Below are 21,275 nucleotides of genomic sequence, written 5' to 3' on the forward strand. Positions count from 1 at the left end.
CGAAATTATATCGGTTTGAATACGTTTTCTTTAAGCCGTTTAATAAATTGTGTCAAAATTTTCCCAGTCAATCCCCAAATAATGTAGTCTTCATGTTCATAAAAAGGTTCTCTCATTTTAATTACCCGTTTTTCGTACGCTTTAGCATTCGCCATCCGGTCAAACGGAATATTTTGATCAGGATTCATCGTCCATTCCATTTCGCCGTGGAACGGGTCGAGCAACAGCAACGTCTCGACCGGGATTGAGAACAGATGGTCGACTTCATCGGTGTGACGGACGTCAGGGATTGTCGGAATCACCCCCACGAACGGATAGATCAGTTGCCGATGTGGCGTCGCGAGAGGTTGCAGGCGACCGATCACTTCAATCTCTTCCATCGCGAGCAATAGCTCCTCACTCGTCTCACGAATAGCCGCCTCGACCGGGGTCTCGCCAGGATCGAGACGGCCGCCCGGGAATGAGATTTCTCCAGGCTGGCGCCGCATCGTATGGGCGCGCACTTCAAAGATGACATGCCACGCTCCATCGACCTCGACCAAAGGAATCAACACAGCAGCCGTCTGTTCATAATTCTCTTCCATCGAAAAACTGTCACGCAATTGTTGTTCCGTGATCCACGATTGTTTCATGTTCTCCACCTCATTCTCTATGTTTCTACAGTTCCACCGTTGTCCCCTCGTTTAAACGCATCAAATGTCGGAAATATCATTATTAATGATAGGAGATGGTAGATGTGGTGGACAAACAAGTTGATGTATTGATTGTCGGGGCGGGCCCGACCGGACTCACGCTCGCGCTGACGTTAGCCAGATATGGAATCTCATTTGAAATCATCGATCGCAAGACGACACCGTCGAACAACTCCCGCGCCATCGGGATTCAACCTCGGACGATTGAAGTCTTCTCTCGTCTCGATGTCGCCAAAGAAGTGCTCGACCGGGCGCGGACCATCGAGAAAGGAAATCTATATTTTTCAGGACAATGGACGGCCAAGCTCGAATTCTCCCGTCTCGTCACGCCCTATCCGTTCGTGACGTTGCTCCGTCAAAACGAGACCGAAGCAATTCTCGAGGCGGCGTTAAACGAGCACGGGCATTACGTACAGCGTGGCGAAGCGCTCGTGTCACTGACTCATTACCCGTCTCGTGTGCTCGCACATTTGGAGTCAGACTCAAACCGGACAATCGAGGCCAAATATGTCGTGGCGGCCGACGGAGCGAACAGTTCGATTCGACGCATGCTCGCTCTGCCGTTCAGCGGAAAATCGTTCAAGGAATCGTGGGTGCTCGCCGACATGAAAGCCAAATGGAACATCTCGCGTGAAGAGGTGCATATTTTCTTTTCGGACCGCGGTGTATTGGAAGTCTTCCCGCTCACGGACGACACGATTCGCATCACCGGCAATCTCGCGAGCGATGAGTCGTTCAGCGAGGCGGAATTGCGTGAGTTAATCGAACAGCGCAGCCATATGGATGTCGAAATCGACGAGGTCGAATGGTTCTCATTGTTCCGGGTCCATAACCGCATGGTTGACTCATTCATTCACAATCGCGTCATTCTCATGGGTGACGCCGCCCATATCAATTCACCTGTCGGCGGACAAGGGATGAATACCGGCATCGCCGATTCGTTCAACCTCGGCTGGAAGCTGTGGCTTCATTTGAAGGCGGGTGCCCCGTTCCGCGTCGTCGATTCGTATCGCGATGAGCGCGAGCATGTGGCCCGTAACGTCCTGCAGACGACGAACGTGGCGACCGAAGTGTTACAGACAACGCTCCCAGTCCTCCTGCCGTTCCAAGCACTCGGCGCCGACGTCTTCACGCGCGTCAATCTCATCAACCAAAAAATCACGGAACGGATTGCCCAGCTACACTTGTCGTATCCTGGACATTCCCGCGTCCCGTTTTTACGCGTCACCGAAGGCAAGATCTTCCCGGAGATCGAGATTATCCGGACGGACGACGGACTCCGCACGAAGATTTCAGAAGTCGCCGACGGTCGCTTCCAAGTGCTCGTGCTCGACGACGATAAACGGGATGCGAGCGCGTTGTATGACTATTTGAACGATCATCAATCGTTCTTCCAAATCATCACGCTGTCGAAGACGAGCCGTCCCTTCTTCGATCAAGGCAACGAGCTCGCGAAATCGCTGTTCATGAAACGCGGCGTCCTCGTCATCCGTCCGGACGGTTATCTGCTCCACAAGCAGCGGCATCTTCGCCCGGAAGCGCTACAAGCGACAATGGCAGCATGGTTGCCGTCCCTATGACAAAAGCTCCACTCGGATTTGAGTGGAGCTTTTGTTTACGCTTGATTGTAATAAAGCGTCCCTGGTTTCGACAGCGTCAAGTCATAAAACGCCTCGAACGCTTCGATATCTTCCAACTTGCGAAAATCAACTTTGTCCGTCTCTTCATTCGGGATTGCAACGATGATGCCATCATCGGTTTGTTTGATCATCCCGGTCTGTCCATTATGGATGCGGATGTAGAGCACGTGCTTGTCTTCTAGCAGCGTCACGGCTTCGCGACGCGATTGAATCGTTGTTTTCATAGTCATCCCCCACTTTCTTTTGAGTATACCGGTCCATCGTTGTTGCTTTCAAGCGGTTGCGCCCTTAAAATTATGTAAAGAAGGGGTTGAACGCTTTGAATTTGGAAACTATTTTAATTATCGTCTTAGGCATCACATTCGTTGTGCTCGTCTCAATCCGCGCCGTCCGCAACTTGCAGTGGGTCCGCTTCGGTGAGGCGTTTGGCAAACAAGGCGAGGCGCTGCTGGACGACTATACGTACTTAACAGAACAAGGCATCACGTGTCGCGTCGAGCACGGTTTGCCGACCGGCCGCCTGTTCCGCCCGCTCGCCAAAAACTTGGACGACCGGGTCGCCTTGTTCGTCCATCGCAAAGACGAACAGAAGGCTCGACAATTATTGAAATGAAAACGACGCTGAAACTACAGCGCCGTTTTGTCAGGCTGTAGACATAAACATCGTCTGCAGCCTTTGTATTTGTCCGACCGGGCACAAGGAGTTTGTATTTTTACCACTTTCTCGCTTCCTATAACTTTTTGTTGTCGGCTTTGTCCTCCAGTAATCGTTCTAAAATTAATACGTAGACCAAAGCAACCAGGATTCCCAACGTACCTGGCAGAACAGCAATAATGGAGTCAGCCAGATATGCTACTGGGATTAAGGAAGTCAATAGAGATTTCACACCGAACAGCACCATCAGGGACGTAAGCAGAACAAGGGTCACCGTTCTCTTCTGCGTGCTCCCAAAAAATTGACGTCCCTTCTTCTCTCCCTTCGTCATCCCCAGCCAAGATAACATTCAGAAAACCTCCTACAATGAAAACGGCGCTGACTCTTCAGCGCCATTTTCATTTATGTACTTGCCGCTCCGAGCAATAGTAGGCGATGTGTTTAATCGTCGCCTCAGACAACAGCTCGAGCTTCGTCTTCGTGATGACGTCGTCAATCACATCGAATGTCTCGGCACAGTTCGCTTTGATGCGTTCCACTTTGAGACGTGGTGTCTCCGGGAATATTAAAAATGACGTGACGGGGACAGCTTGTCCGCATTGCCTCTTCAAGACGCTCCGGGCATGCTTCGTCATCCGCTCAAGCTCTTCCATCGGATGCGGATAGATGTTTTTCCAACCGAGCGGTGTCTCGAGACGACAATCCCGGTTCGTCATATGGACGGCCGACGTCGTCCGGTTGATGCGGACTAAAAAGACGCCTTTCGGTCCGACCAACACATAATCGAGAACGTCATCGCCGAGCTGGACGTGTTCAATCATCATCCAATCAAAGCGACACGTATGACGAATGATCTCAACGATCTCGTCCGTGTACGATTTCGGTGGTGCGATGACTTCTTCTTTCGTGCGGAACAAGCCTTTCGTCTGTCGTTTCTCAGGTTCTTTCTTGACGGCCGTCAATACTTGTAACATCTACTCCACCTCCTCCCTTTATTCGCTTGGACCGACCTGTTTTCCGAAGACGGCCTTTTCTAAATTCGAGATGCGTCGCAACATGTCATAGTTCGACGCGACAGGCTGGGCCGGTTTGACCGGTTCTGCTGCTTGTTCGTTCGAACCGCGACGAAGCGACTCGTTCTCTTGGCGCAACCGTTCGATTTCTTTCGTCATCTTCTCGTAATCGCGGATGACGACGTCCAAAAACTGGTCGACTTCTTCTTGTGAGTAGCCACGGAGGGCGGTCTTGAATTCTTGTTTATAAATGGCTTCAGCTGTTAGTTCGGTCTGCATGATTTTCACTCCCAATGTTGTTCCCATTGTTTTTCTTCTTCGATTACACGTAACTCTTCCGGCGTAATCAAGAATAACTCCATCTGGTGTTTTCGTTTAGCCCCTTCGACGAGAAAACGAGGGCTTCCCCCCGTCTCTTCGTCATACAGCGTGATTAATCCTGCTGCTTTGTCCAAAAAGAAGGCAGTTTTTGCGCGCAATTGGCTCGGGTCCTCGTACGGACGTTGGGTCAGCGGTTCAAAAAAGTCAGCCTCGAGCTGCAAGCGGATGAACAGTTCTTGTTCAAACGGCTTGTACTTCTCTTCCATCTGTAAAAAAGGTGGAAACACGGCAATTTTGATTGGATAAGATTCTCTTAACTCTAACAATACTTCTCCAGCCCACAATTCACAACCGTTCGTGCCACTAAAGATGAACCATTCGGCCCCACGCTCGATTGCTTCCATTATTTTTCGCTCGTAAGCTTCTTTGATGATATCGATGCCAGGATGGTCGGCTTTGAAGATGCCGAGCTCATGTGGACGATATCCTGTGATGGCGACAACTTTCATGACCGCTTCCTTTCTAACCGATTCATCCGATGACGGAGTGCCCGCATCTCGGTCAAGGCGGTCTGTCGAAGTACCGTCTCTTTACGTTCCGAGAGCGTCAGCGCCTGCTCGGTGAACGTGATGGCTCGGTTGATGTCTTTTTGATGATGTTCGGCATATTTCGCGAGCTCGACGAATGCCTCGACCGTACCGACCTGTTCGAACAGCGGCAACGCCTGCTCCATCTGGCCGGTCCGTTTCAACAGCAGGGCTTGACGCATCAAGGCACGTTTCGTCGGCTGTTCAAGCCGCTCATATTCTTGAAGCGCCGCCTCGGCATTACCGAGATCGTTCAACCAGTGGGCCCGCTCTTCCCCGAACGGCGTCTCATCAGCTTCGACGAGATGACAGAGCCGTTTATAGAGCGAGACGAGACTCAAACAGTCGGCATGGTGGTGTTCGATGACGGGCTGGATGATATCCGGTTCCCGTTCTTTCACGTATTGAAAATAGTGCATCGGCGCCAAAAAGCCGGGCATGTCGTCCGTCCGGGCATGACCGAAATGGGCCTCGACCGCTTTGAGCGAGACCGATTCAAGCGTCGGTTTCAACAGACGACGTGAGGCATGCAACAAATCGACGTGGCCGACGGCCGGGAGCGCCTTCACTTTCGAACGGACGAACGTATGCCTTGTTTTGATTTGGGGCCAGTCGAACGACTTGCCGTTATACGTCACGAAACGAACCTCGTCGCCGATGTCATTCAAGAAGTGATAGTAGAACGCGGTCTCGAATGCCGGGTGCGGCAACACGTACTGAATCATCTCCAGATGATCGTCTTGGAAGCGCGCGAAGCCGATTAAAAAGATTGAGGTGCCGGAGCCGCGAAGCCCGGTCGTCTCGGTGTCCATGAACAATACCTGTTCGGATGGCACATCGACTTGAAAGAACGGATGGGTCGATGTCGCGAGCGAGGCTTTCGCCTCTCCGAACGTATAATCATGATACGTCTCATCGAGTGGATAAATCTGTTTCAAGCGGACGCACCACTCTTGTTCGAACGTCAAAATCTCTCCGCCTCGGGCCCGCCATTTCGCTTGCTCGACGTCGTCCGGCGTCACGGTCACCTGTTTCGGTTCATTCGTTTTAATGAGTCGTGATAGTTTTGCTTTCATATCGTTCCTTTCAATGCTTGCAACTGTCTGACGACCTGCTGTTTAAAGTCACCGTAGCCAATCATTCCGACACAGCGCGGACAACCGCTCTCGCACGGACAATCGTCGACCGTTCGAATGGCCGCATCCAAGACCTCATCGGCGTCGCGATAAAGCGCTTCGCTCAGCCCGATGCCGCCCGGATAACGGTCATATAAATAAACGGTCGGTTTATTCGTATGGGTCGCTTTCATTTGAATCGTCGTGAACAGATCAAGCGTGTCACACATCAAATAGAGCGGGGCCAGGCGTCGCAACAGATCGCTGACCGCCTCGAGCTGGTCTTCCATGTCGGCCTCTGAATAGGCGAACCGTTCGTCGAGCGTAAACCATGTCGCGGTCGTATGAAGTTCCCGCTCCGGCAAGTGAATCGGTCCGGAACCGATATTCTCATGCGTCCCGAACTTGATTTTCTTGAACAGGGTCGCCATCGCGATGACCGACACTTCCCCAAACGTCTTCACGCCGGTCGTCTTGTTCTCTTCCAACACTTTCAGTTCGACTGCCAAATTGGCGTCCGTATAGTAGTCGACGTCGACGCGTCGGACGTACGCTTTCTTCTCTTCGAAGTCGAGACGTTCGACTTGATACTGCTCGGCGCCATGTAAATAGATGGCTTCGTCGTGGAGCAATGTCATCGCGCTGAACGTATCCATCTCACCGATGACTTGGTTCTTCGCGGTTTGATCGACGATGACGACGTTCTCTTGGTCACTCGTCCGAAGCGAGATGTCATGGGCGGGGAACGCATCGGTCATCCAATAATATTTATCGGCCCGTTCGTGCAAAATGTGGGCGTCCGTCAAGAAATCGAGAATCTCTTCCGTCTCGACTGTGCCGAACCGCTCCCCTTTCTGGAAAGGCAGTTCGAAGGCGGCACATTTCATATGGTCGACGAGGATGATTAAATTGTTCGGGTCGAGACGAGCCGCTTCCGGAGACCGGTCTAAAATCAAATCGGGTTGTTCGACGACGAGTTGGTCGAGCGATGACGATGAGGCGACGAAGATGACGAGCGCCTCGGAATGACGGCGTCCGGCCCGGCCGGCTTGTTGCCACATCGAGGCGACCGTGCCCGGATAACCGTTCAACACACACGCTTGCAATTGGCCGATATCGACGCCGAGTTCAAGCGCATTCGTCGAGACGACGGCCTTAATCTCCCCGTTACGGAGCCGGCGTTCGATTTCGCGACGCTCCGATGGCAAATAACCACCCCGGTATCCGACAATCGATTTAGGACCAAGCTCGCGCCGCGTCAATTCTTGTAAATACGTCAACAACACTTCGACCCTGACGCGTGAGCGGGCGAAGACGATCGTCTGGATGTCCGCCTCGACCAGTTTGGAAGCGATACGCTTCGTCTCGAGCGTGGCACTCCGGCGAATACCGAGCGCTTCATTGACGACGGGCGGGTTATAGAAAATCAAATGCTTCTTGCCTTGTGGCGCCCCGTTATTGTCGACGAGGACGACGTCTTCTTCCGTCAACAGTTCAGCCAGCTTGACCGGGTTGGCAATCGTCGCCGACGTCATAATCCATTTCGGATGACTCCCGTAATAGGCGCAAATCCGTTTCAGGCGGCGGAAGACGTTGGCGACATGGCTGCCGAACACGCCGCGATACGTATGAAGCTCATCGACAACGATATACTCTAAATTCTCGAACAAGCGAATCCATTTCGTATGGTGCGGCAAGATGCCGGAATGTAGCATATCTGGATTCGTGATGACGATATTGCCGGCGTCCCGTACTTTCGTTCGGGCTGCCGGTGCCGTGTCGCCATCATAGGTGAAGCAACGCAAGTCGCCCTCGAGCGCTTCGACCATCTCCATCAAATCGCTGTTTTGGTCTTGCGCGAGCGCCTTCGTCGGATACAAATAGAGCGCCCGGGCGTTCGGTTGTTCAATCATTTTCGACAGGACGGGCAGGTTGTAACAGAGCGTCTTCCCGGATGCGGTCGGTGTAACGATGACCGTCGAGTTCCCACGCGACGTCTGCTCGATTGCTTCGGCTTGATGAGTGTACAGTTGTTCAATTCCCCGGCCATGCAGCACCCGGACGAGATCTGGCGGCAGACTCGACGGAATCGGTGCGTAGCGGGCCGGTTTCGCCTCGACCGTATGCCAATGTGTCACGTTTTGAGAAAAGCCCGGGTCGGTCTTGAGCGTATGGATCATTTCTTCCACGGAACGTTTTTTCCGCATGAGGTTCACCTTCTTTACGATTTCGAAGGTGCGAGTCGCTCCACGATAGCTTTCACTTCGCCGATTCGTTCATCGCGTACGAGCCGATGGACAGCAGGTAAGCGCAGCACAGCCATTTCTTTGAAGGCGTCGGCGACATGTCCATTCTCTTCTTCGAGACGAATGATCGCATCGTCATACAACCGTTGCGTCGACCGTCCGAACAAGACGATGGTATGTAGCTTTGTGCATTTCGAATGGACGGCTTGCAAATGTTTCGTGTAACGCTGCACCGCTTTATGGTAGTCTTCATGCGTTGCGAGCGCTTGACGCTTGCCTCGCAGAAGTTCTGGATAGAATGGTTCGTCGCCGAGGAACATCGTCTCGACGCCGATTCGTTTCAAATAAGGATGGCCACTGGCCTCGGCTATCGCTTGATCATCAATCAAACGTCCGAACGGAATCGACTCCTCGACGAGCAATCGGCTCATTTTCAAGCCGTTGATACCGTGTAACGGAATACCTAAATCATCGTCTTGCAGTCGGTCGATCACAAACAACACTTTCATCTTGCGTTTCAGTGAGAGTTGTACCATGTGTCACCATCCTATTCGCTTTCTTTTCATTATAGCAAACGAAACAGAAAAACAGGGCGCTGATGTCGCCCTGTTTCCTGTGAATCTGTTTTAGTCACGACCACCGTTGCCATTCCCGTTGCCGTTACCTCGGCCATTCGAGTCTGTCGATTGACGGCTGACGTCTCCGTTCGAATCCGTTTCGCCATCAGTCTCATCTGCTGGCGGTTCTTCTTCGGTCGGTGGTTCCGTGTTCTCGTCTTCGGTGTTCGTGTCGTTCCCGTTATTCTCATTGTTACCATTATTGTTATTACCGTTATTGCCATTATTATCGTTGTTCTCATTATTTTGACCATCGGTTTGATCGCCTTCTTCTTCAGGCGACGTCTCTTCCGTGGCTGGCTCTTCTTCCTCTTCGGCCGGAGGCTCCTCGCTTCGTTCGACGGTATACGTAGTCTGAAGCGGGCTCGATTGTTGATCGCCGACGAGCGCGTTCGTCGCGTTGGCGACAATCGTGAACGTCGTCTGCCCTGAAGCGAGATCAGCGATGGCGATGCTCGTGTCCTCGGTTGTCCCGACGACACGCTCGCTTCCGTCCGGACGTTTTTCGGTCACCGTGAACGAAAGTCCTTGGTAACCTGCAGCCTGCACCCCTTGAGTGTCATACGACCACGAGAGTGTACCCGTTCCAGCAGGCACATCATAGTCAATCGATGCGCCGGTCGGAGCGGCCAATTTATCCGGCTGTAAGTCTTTCGGTTTCGTTCCTTTGACGTACAGCTCGTTGCCGAGCGAGAGCACCGACTCCGGTTGCTGGAAGCGGTCCGGTTGACCCGTCGCGTTCGTCACTTGCTGCATCATATACTCGAAGTAGTACTGGGCGTAGTTCGGTTTAAACAACGATACTGGTACGTCATTTGCACGGCCCGTCCATACCGAAATCGAGTAATCAGTCGTATAGCCGGTGAACCATTTATCCTTCTCGTCGCCTTTATCATCGTTCGTCGTTCCGGTCTTACCGGCGACGTCCCATGGGAACGCGCCAGGCTCATACGTCCCGTTCGAACCGCTGACGACGTCACGGAGCATGTCCGTCAACATATACGCCGTATAGTCTTCCATCGCCTGCTTCGCCTTGATCGGCGAATTGATCGTCGAGCCGTCGTTGAACTCGATTTTTTGAATCAAGTGCGGCTTCGTGTACATCCCGTTCGTGCCGAGCGCAGCGTAAGCGGCTGCCATTTGCGTCGTACTTGCTTCCGCCGTTCCGAGTGCGTTCGAGGCGTTCATCTCGTCGCCTGACATCGATGGCTCGATGCCGACGTTCTCGACGAACGATTGAATCGCTTCTTGACCGAACTCGTCCCGCACTTCATAGAAGGCACGGACGGCCGGTGTGTTACCGGAAATCGTCAAGTAGTAGCGCATCGTATTGGCACCGCGGAATCCTGTGTAATAGTTTATAGGTTTATAGTTATCGCTGTCGTCAAACGCTTTATCGATTAACACTTTCCCGGTCGACCATTGTGCGTTCTCGATCCCTGGACCGTAATCGAAGAACGGCTTCGCCGTCGAACCGATTTGGCGTTTCTCCCGTGAATAATCGCGGTAGGTTTTATCGCCTTGTTTCGCTTGTTCACTGTCGATGACGGCGACGATTTCACCCGTCTTCGTGTTCAACACCGTCGCCCCCATGCGGAGATCTTCTGGGAACGCACCATTCGGAAGGTTTACGTTATCGTTCTTAATGTCGCTATTGAACTTCGTGTGCAAGTCTTTATTGATTGACGTGTACACTTTCAAGCCAGTCCCGTAAATATCTGCCTGCTCGAGACCGTAGTCTTCTTCGAGCTCGGCTTGGACGCGGGCGTAAATCGAACGAGTATACGTCTCTTCTTCTGTTTCTTCACCAGGCGAGATGACGTCGGCGATCTCGACGTCAAGCGCCTGGTTGTATTGTTCTTCCGTGATGTGACCGTCACGCTTCATCGCCGAGAGCACTTGCTCTTGACGGTAACGCGTGAGCTCCTGGTCCCCGTTAATCGGGTCGTAGGCACTCGGACGTTGCGGGAGACCGGCCAAAATGGCCGCCTCTTGATAGTTCACTTCCGATACCGGTTTATTGAAGTATCGTTTCGAAGCCGTTTGGACCCCATATCCACCTGAACCGTAGTAGTTCTTATTCAAGTACATCTCTAAAATCTGTTCTTTCGTGTACTCGCGTTCAAGCTTGATGGCGAGCCACTGCTCTTGCAGCTTGCGCTTCAATTTCTTGTCGGTCGACAAGAACGATTGTTTGACGAGCTGTTGCGTGATCGTCGAACCACCTTCGGCCCCGAAGCCGTCGGTCACGTTCGCGAGCACGGCGCCACCGATGCGACGCAAGTCGACCCCGTTATGCTCATAGAAACGACGGTCCTCAATCGAGATGACCGCTTGTTGCATCACTTCCGAGATATCGTCAATCGAGACGTACTCACGAATTTGACCGCTGCCTTCAAGCGGCTCACCTTCAGCCGATAACAGCTGAATCGGGTACGTATCGACCAATTTCTCTTCATCGAGCGGTGGTGCTGTCGCAATCGCATACGCGGTGTATGCGCCGCCGGCGATGACGCCGATGATGAATAAAATCCCTAAAATCGTTATGATGCGTCGAAACTTCGACTTCTTCGCTTTTGGTTTCGGCTTTTTAGCCGCTGGTTTACGTTTATTGGTCGTCGTGTCTTGCCGACGTGCCATCCGACTTCGTTCCATTCATGCTTCACTCCTTCTATTTCAATCGAGCCATGCTTCAATCGCCGTCAAATAATCGATGGCCGGCATCGCTCGGGTTGGAACTTCAATTGCTTCTTGCTCGATATAGGAGAGCGGAATCGACTTGCGTCCCGATTCGCGCTGTTCCCACCAAACTAATAATTGCTCCGTTGATAACACATATTGCGTATTATAGCGGCTAAACCGAATGATGACAAAACAAATCCCTCCATGCCGCTCACACTCACGCATGTGGTGGATTTGGTGGTCGTGGAAGTTTCCGAGCGGAAACGACGTTTTATTGTTCGTCTCTTTCGCTTCGAAATCGATATACTTGCCGCGATACACCCCATTATAATCGGTCGTCGATGCTTGCTTGAAATACGCCTCGGTCACTTTTGCCGCACTCCGTTTCGGATAATCGACTTTCACGATTTGCAGCGGCGTCGGTTTCTTATGGATGACCGCCCGACTGTGGAGCCGATAAAACTCGTTCGTGTCGTTCAGCAGCGTCTCGAGGTTCATCCCTCGGTTCGCATACGTCTGCGGATTCGAGCGGGCCGGTCCAGCCGAAGGTTTCGGCTTTTTTCCGTTTGGATAGTGGAACAATGTCGTCACCCCTAATATCTAGTTTAACAGGTTCGCCCAGCCGTTCCTTCCGTCTGAAGTCTGATTGTCGAGTTCTGTCGCTCGACTCCTGTGTGGATTTTCCGCAATCCATATCGTACCAAACTCCCGTATGTTAAACTAGTATGTAGTGCATTGTGTAGTCAAATTGACACGACCTTGTTACGGAGAAGCTATTTATTTTTCTGAAATAAGTCTTCTACTTATTAGCCATAATCAGGGCGGAGTAAACGCAGATTGACGGAAGTTTCTAAAAAGTGTGCAATAAATAGTGTAAACCAAGGTTGATAAACAATTAGCAGGCCCGCTTTTATAAGCAGTAGAGCCATGGTTGGAGGAGTAAGATGGAAACACAAAAGAAGTATGTCATGTTCGTCGACGAGACGGGGACGCCAAAGGGAAACACGCAATTCAACCTGACCGGTGTATTGATGGAATATAAATATGCGATTGATGCCGACGAGGCTGGCATGCCTTGCGAATTGAAGCGTCGGTTACATGCCTTCAAACGCGACGTGTTCAAGACAGAAAATATCCCGCTCCATTTAAAAGAGATTTTAAAGGCTGAGCACCCTTACGGGAAAGAGGATGGCATCACAATCGATATGCTCCGTGATTTCTGGAACAAGTTGCCTGATTTCTTGCGCGATATCGACTGCACGATCGTCAGCGTCGAGGTCGATAAACAAAAACTTCATGACTTCTACTCGACACCGAAAGACCCGTACGTCGTCGCGTTCGCTCACTTGATGAAGTCGTTTTATGCGTTCTTGGAAGAGACGGAAGCCGTCAGCGCCCGCGTCGTCTTGGAGTCACGGGATGACTATCAGAACTTGCTCATCCAAAAAGCGTTCTTCGATATCTTCAATTCGGGGACGGTCCATCTCGACGTCGAGAAGAGCCGTCAAAAAATCAAAGGCTTCATCTTTTCAGAGAAGCAGAACACGGTGTATCAGTCGGGTCTCGAAATCGCTGACCTCGTCTGCCTCCCGCTCTCGCGCGTGCGTCGCGGCGTCATCGAAGTAAAACCACGGTTCGTCCATTATGGGGATGAGAACCGCATCTTCAAAGCCATCAAGGACAAGATTTACATTCGTAAAGAAAGTCCTGACCAAGATTTCCGCAACTGGGGATTCAAAAAAGTACCGATTACGAAAAAGCGCCGCGAATGGAGCGACCATCCGTGGAACCACTAAAAACTGCCTTGCCGATTATTCGGCAAGGCAGTTTTTTCGTTCATTGTCCGGTCGCTTGCTTGGACTTCATTCGTTTTTTCCCTTCGCGGCACATATCGAGCAGCGGACATGTCTCGCAAGCAGGACGTTGCGCTTTGCAGTGATACCGGCCGAAGAAGATGAACTGGTGATGGAGCTGTGACCATTCTTCGCGCGGGAACTTCTTCATGAGCGTGTCCTCGACTTGACGGACGTTATCTTTCCAACGACAGATACCGAGACGTTTCGAGACACGCTCGACGTGCGTGTCGACGGCGAATGCCGGTTCGTGAAATGCGACGGACAAGACGACGTTCGCCGTCTTCCGTCCGACGCCAGGCAACGCCTCGAGCGATTCGCGATCCGACGGGACGATCCCGTCGTGACGTTCTACGATTTGCATCGAGAGCGCCTTCACGTTTTTCGCCTTGTTCCGATACAGACCGATGCGCTTGATTAACGCCTCAATGTCGGCGACGTCAGCAGCGGCCATCGATTCGACGGTCGGATAGGTCTCGAACAGACCAGGCGTCACTTTGTTGACGAGTGCATCGGTCGCCTGCGCCGATAACGCCACGGCCACGACAAGCTCGAACGGATTACGGTGCGTCAACTCACAGTGGGCGTCCGGGAACATGCGACGCATCGTGTCAGACACTTCGGTCAATTGGGCTCTCGTCAACATCACTTTTTCCTCCGTTGATAATCGACGAGGTCCTCGAGTGACTCGACGTTGTGGTCTTGCCACACTCTGAGAATCTTGTCCATATATTTAAAGTTGCGTACGTTGCGAAGCTTTGCTTCCCGAAGCGCGGCCATAATCAGCTCTTCACTGAAGCCGTCCTCGGTCAACCAACCGACAATCTGTTCGATCTCGAACGGAGTGATCGTCCCGAATTCGCGCTCAAACGTATGAATGATGTTCTCATTTAACGAATGAGCCGATTTTTCAGGTGTCGCCCCTTCTTCGAGCGCAAGGAACAACGGGAGCAGACTGTATCGTTCAACCTCGGTCGACGCATCGATGGCGATCAACTCTTTTTGGAGCAAGCCGAGCAAAACGGAACGAGCCTCGCTTTCGGCCACGTTCATTCGGTCTCCGAGTTCGCTCGGAAGCGGCATCTCAATACCTTCCCCTGTCATCTCAAGCAAGTGGATGACGAGATTGAACTCGACCGGACTCAAGTTGAGGCGACGCGCCTCCGTGAACAGTTTTCTCGGAACGACGACTGGATTTTGTTCGAACAGCTTGATTAGATTATGTGCATCCATGTCGCACATCCTTTCTAGACAAATCAATCGGGGAAGACGAAGTCATCCCCGATTGGCGATTATGGGTGAATGCGGTTCAAGAGGCGTGGGAACGGAATCGCTTCGCGGATATGCTCGATACCGCTAATCCAGGCGACCGTACGCTCAAGACCAAGACCGAAGCCAGAGTGCGGGACCGATCCGTATTTGCGAAGTTCGAGGTACCAGTCGTACGCGTCCGTCTCATCGAGACCTTCTTTGATGATTTCTTCTTTCAACCGGTCGTAATCGTCTTCACGTTGCGAACCGCCGATAATCTCGCCGTAGCCTTCCGGTGCGATCAAGTCGGCACAGAGGACGAGTTCCGGGTTTTCCGAATCGACTTTCATATAGAACGGCTTGATGTCTTTCGGCCAATGTGTGATGAACACCGGGAGGTCATGCGCGTTGGCGATGGCCGTCTCGTGCGGGGCACCGAAATCGTCGCCGTACTCGATGTCGTCGAAGCCTTCGTCTTTTAAGAACTTGATCGCATCGGTGTAACGGACACGCGGGAACGGTGCTTGGACTTTCTCAAGTTTCGACAAGTCGCGTCCGAGCAGTTCCAATTCGTTGCGGCAGTTTTCGAGCGCCGATTTGGCGATATACGAGACGTAGCGCTCTTGGAGCTCGAGGCTCATGTCGTGGTCGAAGAATGCCATCTCCGGCTCGATCATCCAGAACTCGATCAAGTGGCGGCGCGTCTTCGATTTCTCGGCCCGGAACGTCGGTCCGAACGAGAAAACTTTGCCAAGTGCCATCGCGGCAGCTTCCATGTATAGCTGGCCCGTTTGTGACAAGTAGGCCGGTTGTCCGAAGTAATCTGTCTCGAACAACTCAGTCGTTCCTTCCGGTGCACTCGACGTGATGATTGGTGGATCGATTTTCACGAAACCTTCTTGGTTGTAGAACTCATACGTCGCCCGAATCAATTCGTTACGAACTTTCATGATCGCGTGCTGGCGACGCGAACGGAGCCAAAGGTGACGGTTGTCCATCAAGAACTCGGTACCGTGCTCTTTCGGTGTGATCGGATAGTCGATTGATTCTGCAATCACTTCCATCGCCGTCACTTCGAGCTCGAAGCCGAGCGGCGTGCGCCCGCCGTCCGATTTGACCGTACCGGTGACCCAGACCGAAGTTTCTTGCGTCACGCCTTTAGCGAGCGCGAACAACGCTTCGGCTACATCGGCTTTGACGACGACGGCTTGAGCGAAACCGCTCCCGTCACGAAGTTGAAGGAAAGCGATCTTTCCACTCGAACGTTTGTTGGCGATCCAGGCTCCGACGCGGACCGTCTGGCCTTCGTAATCTTTAAATTGGCTGATTGAAATAGTTGTCATATCCATATCCATCCTTTCGCTTATCGAGCTTTACGTGTAATGAAGTCTTCTACTCGATCGAGCGCTTCTAATACCCGTTTCAATTCTGTTGCATAAGACAAGCGGACGTAGTCGTCCTGTCCGAAACCTGAGCCTGGAACGAGGGCGACAAACGCTTCGCCGAGTACGGCCTCACACCATGCGTCGACCGAGTCATATCCGCTCATCAATGCCGCCTCTTTGGCGTTGGCATATAAGTAAAATGCGCCTTGCGGCTTCAAGCATGTGATGCCTGGGATGGCAATCAAACGCTCATAAACGATCTCGAGTCGTTCCGCGAATGAGACACGCATCATCTCGACGTCGTCTTGTGGTCCGTTATACGCTTCGACCGCCGCCGCTTGGGCGATTGACGTCGGGTTCGATGTCGAGTGCGATGCGAGGTTCGTCATCGCCTCAATAATCGTCTTATCGCCGACCGCATAACCGATGCGCCATCCGGTCATCGCGTGTGACTTCGAGACGCCATTGATGATGATTGTCCGCTCCAACATCCCTGGAAGCGTCGCGATTGAGACGAACTCCGCATCGCCGTAGACGAGTTTCTCATAAATCTCGTCACTGACGACGAGCAAATCGTGTCGTTTGATGACGTCCGCGAGTGCCGACAGTTCGGCCTCGGTATAAATCATACCGGTCGGGTTCGACGGACTGTTCAAGATGACCGCTTTCGTCCGTTCCGTGATGGCCGCCTCGAGCAACTCTGGCGTCAATTTGAACATCGTCGACTCATTCGTATCGACGTACACCGGGACACCGTCCGCGAGCTTCACTTGCTCCGGATAGCTGACCCAGTACGGTACCGGGATGATGACTTCGTCGCCTTCATCTAAAATCGCTTGGAACAATGTATAGAGGGCATGCTTCGCACCTGAGGCGACCATGACCTCCGCACGCGTGAACGTCAAGTTGCTGTCGCGCTTCGTCTTCTCGATGATCGCGTCTTTCAATTCGACCGTCCCGCCTGATGGCGTATACTTCGTGTCACCATCGCGCGCGGCCTGACAGGCTGCCTCGATAATGCGTTCCGGCGTATTGAAGTCCGGTTCCCCTGCGCCGAGGCCGATGACGTCTTGTCCCGAAGCCTTTAACGCTTTCGCTTTCGCTGTGATGGCGAGTGTCGTTGAAGGTGTCAACTGCTTTACACGTTGTGCCAATAGATGTTCCACAAAAACTCCCCCTTGGTTTCGTTACGAGTCCGTCAATTGGACCCGTCGAATAAATTCGCCCGCTTGGAGCGTATAATACGAATACGTATACGATGCGCCCGATTTCGTCACGACCTCAATCAAGGCCCGTTCGTCAAACCCGTATTTACAGCTGACGAGTGACCCGCCCGTTTCTGCGACCGATTCGGCACAGACTTGATCTAAGTCGACCGACGCGATGTCACGCGTCACAATCGGCAACTTGTCATCGACTGGCACGAACTGGACTTGATCCGTCTCCTCGAAGACGACATACGGTTCCGTCCCGTTATACAGCTCGGCCCGTTCGATGTTGACGGACGGTTGCTCGGTCTCGAGACGCTCGCGTGCCGCCTCGATCATCTTGTCTTTCGTGCGCTCGGTATGACCGACCGTGAACCAATAGATGCCACTAAATACGATGACGGCACCGATGAGTGCCGTCATGAACGCAACCACTACTTTGGTCTTCCGTGTCATTCCGTCCGATAGATGGTGAACACCATCTCTTCTTTCTTCGGATCATTCACTTTTTTCTCTAAAGCAAGACCGAACATTAAATCTTGGCCCTTCAACGTGCGGTTCAACAAGTCGACAATTTTGTATACATCTGCCGTCGGCTCGATTCGAACCGTCGCCAACGTCTCGATATTCGAATTCATGATTACTCCTCCTTCAAAAAACACTATACCCATTATTATAAAACGATAATATCACGATGCCTAGCGTTATCTCTGATTTCCTAGGCCGGTCTTTTCTTTCTCGTCTAAAAATAGCTCCAGTTCGGCGAGTGCAGTCTCGAGCGGACCGTCGATTCGGTCGACGGCCGGCAAACTGTTGATGAACTGCTTCCCATAACGGGTCGTCTCGACACGACGGTCAAAGACGAAGATGGCGCCGTAATCCTCTTTCGAGCGAATCAGACGGCCGACCCCTTGTTTAAAGCGGATGACCGCTTGCGGGAGTGACAGCTCGAAGAATGACGATTTGCCTGTCGCCTCGATTTTCTCGGACCGCGCCTGCATGACCGGTTGGTCGGGCGGGGCGAACGGGAGTCGGACGATAATGAGGCAAGTGAGTGCCTCGCCCGGAATGTCGACGCCTTCCCAGAAGCTGGCCGTCCCGAACAAAATCGATTGGTCGATGCGCTTGAATTGTTTCGTCAAACGGCTGCGTGATCCGCCGCTGACGCCTTGGGCGAGGAGCGTATAACCTTCATCAAGCTGGTCTTTGACGGCCTCGTGCGTCAACCGCAACAGTTCGTTCGATGTGAACAAGACGAGCATCCGTCCTTTCGTCACATTGGCGATTTGGGCAATCGAGCCTGCAATCTGTTCGACGAACCGCGGCAACGGAACCTCGTTGATGAGCGGGATATCGGATGGCACGAACAGTTTCGCTTGTTTCTTGAAATCAAACGGTGACGCCAGGACGACGCGACGGACATCCTCGCCGTCGAGTCCAAGACGGCGTTCGATGAATCCGAATCGGCCCGAAACGGTCATCGTCGCCGACGTCAAGACGGTCGAACGCTTGGCGAACAGTCGTTCATGCAAGAGCAGACCGATTTCGACCGGTTGCGTATACACCGAAGTCAACTTACGATTGGCCAGATTGAGTTCGACCCAACTGACAGCATCGTCATCCCGCGTGAGCATCGTCTCGTAGAGCACGCTCTCGATATCGCGCACGTCCCCGATGAACGCCTTCAAATCCCCGAGTACGGCCCGTTGTTTGAACGTCATATGTTCTTTATGCTCATCGAGAAGGCGATGCAGTTGCCGGAGCGTCGTCCGGAGTGTCCGCAGACGGTCTTCGAGTCGCTTCGCCACTTCCCGAATCGGACGGAACGGCTCCCCTTCCCGCTCAAAGCGGACGGTTTGACGTTGCTCCCGCTTTTTACCGAGCGACTGGAGCGCCGTGAGCAAATCGTTCAGTTCATCGTCGACGCGGGCGAGCGCTTGATCGGTCGCCTTGCTGAACGCCTCGGCTTCTTCTGCGACGGCCGTCAAATCAGCGAGTCCGAGCACGCGTGAATGGAACTTGCCATCGGCGCCGTAACCGAACCACTTGAACAAGCGGTCGAACTGAATCGCGTCGAACGTCACACCGAAGTGATGCGACGCGACTTCCTCGACTTGATGGGCCTCATCTAAGATGAGCGGCGTATCGGTCGGAAGAATCCCGGCCTGATGCTGCAAATCAGAGAACAATAAGGCGTGGTTCGTCACGATGATATCGGCCTCTTTCGAGCGCAAGACGGCCCGGGTGAAGAAGTCCCGGCTATACCACGGGTCAAAGCGGCCGAAGTCCGAGGCCGCGTCGGCTTGGATGAGCCGTTTGAACGAGGCCGGCCCTTGTGACGCCGCGCCTGGTAGCGACAACTCTTCCAAGTCGCCTGTCACGGTCTCGGTCAACCAGACGAGTACCATCGCCTTGCACATCGCTGGGAGCAAGCCTTCGTTCTCCTCCTCGAGAATCATCTCGAACTTGCGGAGGTCGATGTAATTGCGTCTCCCTTTCAACAACGTGAATTCGACTTCAGGGAAAATCGCTTTTAAAATCGGCAAATCTCGAGTCAACAGCTGTTCCTGCAATTGAATCGTATGTGTGCTGACGACGACCGGTCGTTTCGTCTCGAGCGCGTGATGTGCGCTCGGAATCAAATACGCCAACGTTTTTCCGGTCCCTGTCCCCGCCTCGATTAACAGTGTCGCTTCGTCATCGAGCGCTTTATAGACGTGGCGCATCATCTCAAATTGACTTTGCCGCGGCTCGAATTGCCCGAACAATGCCGGGAGCGTCTCTTCAATCGTCCGGTGAAGGAACGGCTCGAACGGCTCGCGTTCGATGGCGGGTTCGAACGTGTCGACGAGACGTCTCAGTGCGATTTTCCGATGAACATCGTACGTCGTCTCGTCGTCGGCCCGGATCCCGACTTGAATGATCAACTCATCGAGCAGCGGCTCGACGTTGCTCGTCCACGACTCGGACAACCGCCGCAATTGTTTTAGCGTGACGAGCGGTAACGCTCGCAACCGCTCGACCAAGCGAACGAACAGTTCAGCCGTTGCCTCGGCGTCGCTGAGCGCGCGGTGCGCGTCGGTGTGGACGAGGTTGAACGTCTCGGCGAGCGACTCGAGTGCGTGGCTCTCGAGCGTCGGGTATAGAATCCGCGCCAGCTCGACCGTGTCGATGGCCCGGCCCTGGAACGGGATATACCCGGCCAACTCTAAGCTTTCATTCAAAAAATTCAAATCAAACGATACATTATGGGCGACAAAAATCCGCCCGTCTAGCATCTTCCATATATCTGGGATCACTTCCTCAAACGTCGGGGCTTCCGCCACGTCTTGATTCGTGATCGTCGTCAACTGCGTGATAAAAGGCGGGATTGGGCGACTCGGACGAATCAAGGTACTGTAGCGCTCAATCACTTCACTCCCTTGAACGACCACCGCCGCAAATTCAATCAATTCGTCGCCGGACTTGACGGAATGACCAGTCGTCTCCAAATCCACTATCACATAGGTGTCCATAACATCCATCCCATCTTCGGCACGCTCGTGCTTTCTGTCTGTCTCATCTTACCATAGAACGATACACGAAAAAACGGGGATGCCTCTCGCGGACATCCCCGTTCGTCTTATAAAATCGTATGGGCGATTTCTTCGTATAGAAGTTGATCAATCTCGTTTCGCTCGTTCAAGACGGCGACTTTCGGACGATGTTGTTTCGCTTCCTCGGCCGTCATTTGACCGTACGCCATGATGATGACGACGTCCCCGACTTGGAAGTGACGGGCCGCAGCCCCGTTCAAACAGACGACACCTGAGCCTCGTTCGCCCTTGATGACGTACGTCTCGATGCGAGCCCCGTTATGGTTGTTCGTGATGTGGACATGCTCGTTCTCCATGATCCCGACCGCATCCATTAAATCTTCATCGATCGTGATCGAGCCGACGTAATGTAAATTCGCCTCGGTGACGGTCGCCTTGTGTAGTTTTGCGTGCATAAATGTTCGAATCATTGGA

General features: G+C 52.8%; 22 protein-coding genes. 3 read left to right on the forward strand and 19 right to left on the reverse strand.

The window, feature by feature from the left end:
* Positions 1-5: 5 nt before the first annotated feature.
* On the reverse strand, positions 6-584 hold the full coding sequence (locus KNP80_RS02960) for an NUDIX hydrolase (protein ID WP_380081934.1): 579 nt from the start codon (positions 582-584) through the stop codon (positions 6-8).
* A 155-nt stretch (positions 585-739) separates the two neighbouring features.
* On the opposite strand from KNP80_RS02960, the gene KNP80_RS02965 reads away from it, so the two are divergent.
* Positions 740-2,272: an FAD-dependent monooxygenase gene (locus KNP80_RS02965; RefSeq protein WP_286038183.1), complete on the forward strand. Its 1,533-nt coding sequence runs from the start codon at positions 740-742 to the stop codon at positions 2,270-2,272.
* A gap of 35 nt (positions 2,273-2,307) precedes the next feature.
* On the opposite strand, the gene KNP80_RS02970 is transcribed toward KNP80_RS02965, so the two are convergent.
* Positions 2,308-2,556 (reverse strand): hypothetical protein, encoded by a 249-nt coding sequence (locus KNP80_RS02970; RefSeq protein WP_021067240.1) that lies wholly within the window; start codon positions 2,554-2,556, stop codon positions 2,308-2,310.
* Positions 2,557-2,657: 101 nt separating this feature from the next.
* Between KNP80_RS02970 and KNP80_RS02975 the strand changes: the two genes are divergently transcribed.
* Complete coding sequence (locus tag KNP80_RS02975; RefSeq protein ID WP_031200203.1) at positions 2,658-2,945, forward strand: hypothetical protein; 288 nt, start codon at positions 2,658-2,660, stop codon at positions 2,943-2,945.
* A 118-nt stretch (positions 2,946-3,063) separates the two neighbouring features.
* Here the strand turns inward: KNP80_RS02975 and KNP80_RS02980 are convergent, their stop codons facing one another.
* From KNP80_RS02980 to recU, 9 genes are all read right to left on the reverse strand, one after another.
* Positions 3,064-3,336, reverse strand: coding sequence for a hypothetical protein (locus tag KNP80_RS02980; protein ID WP_214719745.1), 273 nt, complete (start codon positions 3,334-3,336; stop codon positions 3,064-3,066).
* Positions 3,337-3,385: 49 nt separating this feature from the next.
* The gene (locus KNP80_RS02985; RefSeq protein ID WP_214719746.1) at positions 3,386-3,961 is read right to left on the reverse strand and encodes an NERD domain-containing protein; all 576 of its coding nucleotides are present in this window, start codon (positions 3,959-3,961) and stop codon (positions 3,386-3,388) included.
* A gap of 18 nt (positions 3,962-3,979) precedes the next feature.
* The gene (gene gpsB, locus KNP80_RS02990; protein ID WP_021067237.1) at positions 3,980-4,279 is read right to left on the reverse strand and encodes a cell division regulator GpsB; all 300 of its coding nucleotides are present in this window, start codon (positions 4,277-4,279) and stop codon (positions 3,980-3,982) included.
* A gap of 5 nt (positions 4,280-4,284) precedes the next feature.
* Positions 4,285-4,830, reverse strand: a complete 546-nt coding sequence (locus tag KNP80_RS02995) for an SLOG family protein (RefSeq protein WP_214719747.1) — start codon at positions 4,828-4,830, stop codon at positions 4,285-4,287.
* A complete protein-coding gene (locus KNP80_RS03000; RefSeq protein ID WP_214832817.1) occupies positions 4,827-5,984 on the reverse strand; it encodes a ribonuclease H-like domain-containing protein in 1,158 nt (385 codons plus the stop codon). Before KNP80_RS03000 ends, KNP80_RS02995 begins: the two co-directional genes overlap by 4 nt.
* A complete protein-coding gene (locus KNP80_RS03005) occupies positions 5,981-8,230 on the reverse strand; it encodes a DEAD/DEAH box helicase (RefSeq protein WP_214832819.1) in 2,250 nt (749 codons plus the stop codon). The genes KNP80_RS03000 and KNP80_RS03005 overlap by 4 nt, the downstream gene beginning before the upstream one ends.
* A gap of 14 nt (positions 8,231-8,244) precedes the next feature.
* The gene (locus KNP80_RS03010) at positions 8,245-8,805 is read right to left on the reverse strand and encodes a hypothetical protein (RefSeq protein ID WP_251128934.1); all 561 of its coding nucleotides are present in this window, start codon (positions 8,803-8,805) and stop codon (positions 8,245-8,247) included.
* A gap of 90 nt (positions 8,806-8,895) precedes the next feature.
* A complete protein-coding gene (locus KNP80_RS03015) occupies positions 8,896-11,541 on the reverse strand; it encodes a transglycosylase domain-containing protein (protein ID WP_214833623.1) in 2,646 nt (881 codons plus the stop codon).
* Between the two features lie 21 nt (positions 11,542-11,562).
* Complete coding sequence (recU, locus tag KNP80_RS03020; RefSeq protein ID WP_214752161.1) at positions 11,563-12,159, reverse strand: Holliday junction resolvase RecU; 597 nt, start codon at positions 12,157-12,159, stop codon at positions 11,563-11,565.
* Between the two features lie 353 nt (positions 12,160-12,512).
* Between recU and KNP80_RS03025 the strand changes: the two genes are divergently transcribed.
* Positions 12,513-13,364 carry a DUF3800 domain-containing protein gene (locus KNP80_RS03025; RefSeq protein ID WP_021067230.1) on the forward strand — a complete coding sequence of 284 codons (852 nt, stop codon included), beginning with the start codon at positions 12,513-12,515 and terminating at the stop codon, positions 13,362-13,364.
* A gap of 40 nt (positions 13,365-13,404) precedes the next feature.
* Here the strand turns inward: KNP80_RS03025 and nth are convergent, their stop codons facing one another.
* The 8 genes from nth to panD form a co-directional block, all read right to left on the reverse strand.
* Positions 13,405-14,067: an endonuclease III gene (gene nth / locus KNP80_RS03030; RefSeq protein WP_021067228.1), complete on the reverse strand. Its 663-nt coding sequence runs from the start codon at positions 14,065-14,067 to the stop codon at positions 13,405-13,407.
* Positions 14,067-14,654 carry a DnaD domain-containing protein gene (locus KNP80_RS03035; protein WP_021067227.1) on the reverse strand — a complete coding sequence of 196 codons (588 nt, stop codon included), beginning with the start codon at positions 14,652-14,654 and terminating at the stop codon, positions 14,067-14,069. The genes nth and KNP80_RS03035 overlap by 1 nt, the downstream gene beginning before the upstream one ends.
* Before the next feature lie 59 nt (positions 14,655-14,713).
* Positions 14,714-16,015 (reverse strand): asparagine--tRNA ligase, encoded by a 1,302-nt coding sequence (gene asnS, locus KNP80_RS03040; RefSeq protein ID WP_214719751.1) that lies wholly within the window; start codon positions 16,013-16,015, stop codon positions 14,714-14,716.
* A 20-nt stretch (positions 16,016-16,035) separates the two neighbouring features.
* A complete protein-coding gene (locus KNP80_RS03045) occupies positions 16,036-17,223 on the reverse strand; it encodes a pyridoxal phosphate-dependent aminotransferase (RefSeq protein WP_214832825.1) in 1,188 nt (395 codons plus the stop codon).
* Between the two features lie 21 nt (positions 17,224-17,244).
* Positions 17,245-17,721, reverse strand: a complete 477-nt coding sequence (locus KNP80_RS03050) for a hypothetical protein (protein ID WP_214832827.1) — start codon at positions 17,719-17,721, stop codon at positions 17,245-17,247.
* Positions 17,718-17,903: a YpmA family protein gene (locus tag KNP80_RS03055; RefSeq protein ID WP_021067223.1), complete on the reverse strand. Its 186-nt coding sequence runs from the start codon at positions 17,901-17,903 to the stop codon at positions 17,718-17,720. Before KNP80_RS03055 ends, KNP80_RS03050 begins: the two co-directional genes overlap by 4 nt.
* A 66-nt stretch (positions 17,904-17,969) precedes the next feature.
* Positions 17,970-20,789 (reverse strand): ATP-dependent DNA helicase DinG, encoded by a 2,820-nt coding sequence (gene dinG, locus KNP80_RS03060; RefSeq protein ID WP_251128935.1) that lies wholly within the window; start codon positions 20,787-20,789, stop codon positions 17,970-17,972.
* Between the two features lie 98 nt (positions 20,790-20,887).
* Positions 20,888-21,271: an aspartate 1-decarboxylase gene (gene panD / locus KNP80_RS03065; RefSeq protein WP_021067221.1), complete on the reverse strand. Its 384-nt coding sequence runs from the start codon at positions 21,269-21,271 to the stop codon at positions 20,888-20,890.
* Positions 21,272-21,275: the final 4 nt, after the last annotated feature.

This window comes from Exiguobacterium sp. E4787, assembly GCF_018618375.1.
GTDB classification, from domain to species: Bacteria; Bacillota; Bacilli; order Exiguobacteriales; family Exiguobacteriaceae; genus Exiguobacterium; species Exiguobacterium chiriqhucha.

Coding starts and splice junctions, on each gene's coding strand:
- KNP80_RS03050 (WP_214832827.1), bottom strand. CDS start 17,721: ATGACACGGAAGACCAAAGTAGTGGTTGCGTTCATGACGGCACTCATC.
- KNP80_RS02995 (WP_214719747.1), bottom strand. CDS start 4,830: ATGAAAGTTGTCGCCATCACAGGATATCGTCCACATGAGCTCGGCATC.
- KNP80_RS02980 (WP_214719745.1), bottom strand. CDS start 3,336: ATGTTATCTTGGCTGGGGATGACGAAGGGAGAGAAGAAGGGACGTCAA.
- KNP80_RS02970 (WP_021067240.1), bottom strand. CDS start 2,556: ATGAAAACAACGATTCAATCGCGTCGCGAAGCCGTGACGCTGCTAGAA.
- KNP80_RS03025 (WP_021067230.1), top strand. CDS start 12,513: ATGGAAACACAAAAGAAGTATGTCATGTTCGTCGACGAGACGGGGACG.
- KNP80_RS03055 (WP_021067223.1), bottom strand. CDS start 17,903: ATGAATTCGAATATCGAGACGTTGGCGACGGTTCGAATCGAGCCGACG.
- KNP80_RS03010 (WP_251128934.1), bottom strand. CDS start 8,805: ATGGTACAACTCTCACTGAAACGCAAGATGAAAGTGTTGTTTGTGATC.
- KNP80_RS03035 (WP_021067227.1), bottom strand. CDS start 14,654: ATGGATGCACATAATCTAATCAAGCTGTTCGAACAAAATCCAGTCGTC.
- asnS (WP_214719751.1), bottom strand. CDS start 16,015: ATGACAACTATTTCAATCAGCCAATTTAAAGATTACGAAGGCCAGACG.
- dinG (WP_251128935.1), bottom strand. CDS start 20,789: ATGGATGTTATGGACACCTATGTGATAGTGGATTTGGAGACGACTGGT.
- nth (WP_021067228.1), bottom strand. CDS start 14,067: ATGTTGACGAGAGCCCAATTGACCGAAGTGTCTGACACGATGCGTCGC.
- panD (WP_021067221.1), bottom strand. CDS start 21,271: ATGATTCGAACATTTATGCACGCAAAACTACACAAGGCGACCGTCACC.
- gpsB (WP_021067237.1), bottom strand. CDS start 4,279: ATGCAGACCGAACTAACAGCTGAAGCCATTTATAAACAAGAATTCAAG.
- KNP80_RS03005 (WP_214832819.1), bottom strand. CDS start 8,230: ATGCGGAAAAAACGTTCCGTGGAAGAAATGATCCATACGCTCAAGACC.
- KNP80_RS03015 (WP_214833623.1), bottom strand. CDS start 11,541: ATGGAACGAAGTCGGATGGCACGTCGGCAAGACACGACGACCAATAAA.
- KNP80_RS02960 (WP_380081934.1), bottom strand. CDS start 584: ATGGAAGAGAATTATGAACAGACGGCTGCTGTGTTGATTCCTTTGGTC.
- KNP80_RS02985 (WP_214719746.1), bottom strand. CDS start 3,961: ATGTTACAAGTATTGACGGCCGTCAAGAAAGAACCTGAGAAACGACAG.
- KNP80_RS03000 (WP_214832817.1), bottom strand. CDS start 5,984: ATGAAAGCAAAACTATCACGACTCATTAAAACGAATGAACCGAAACAG.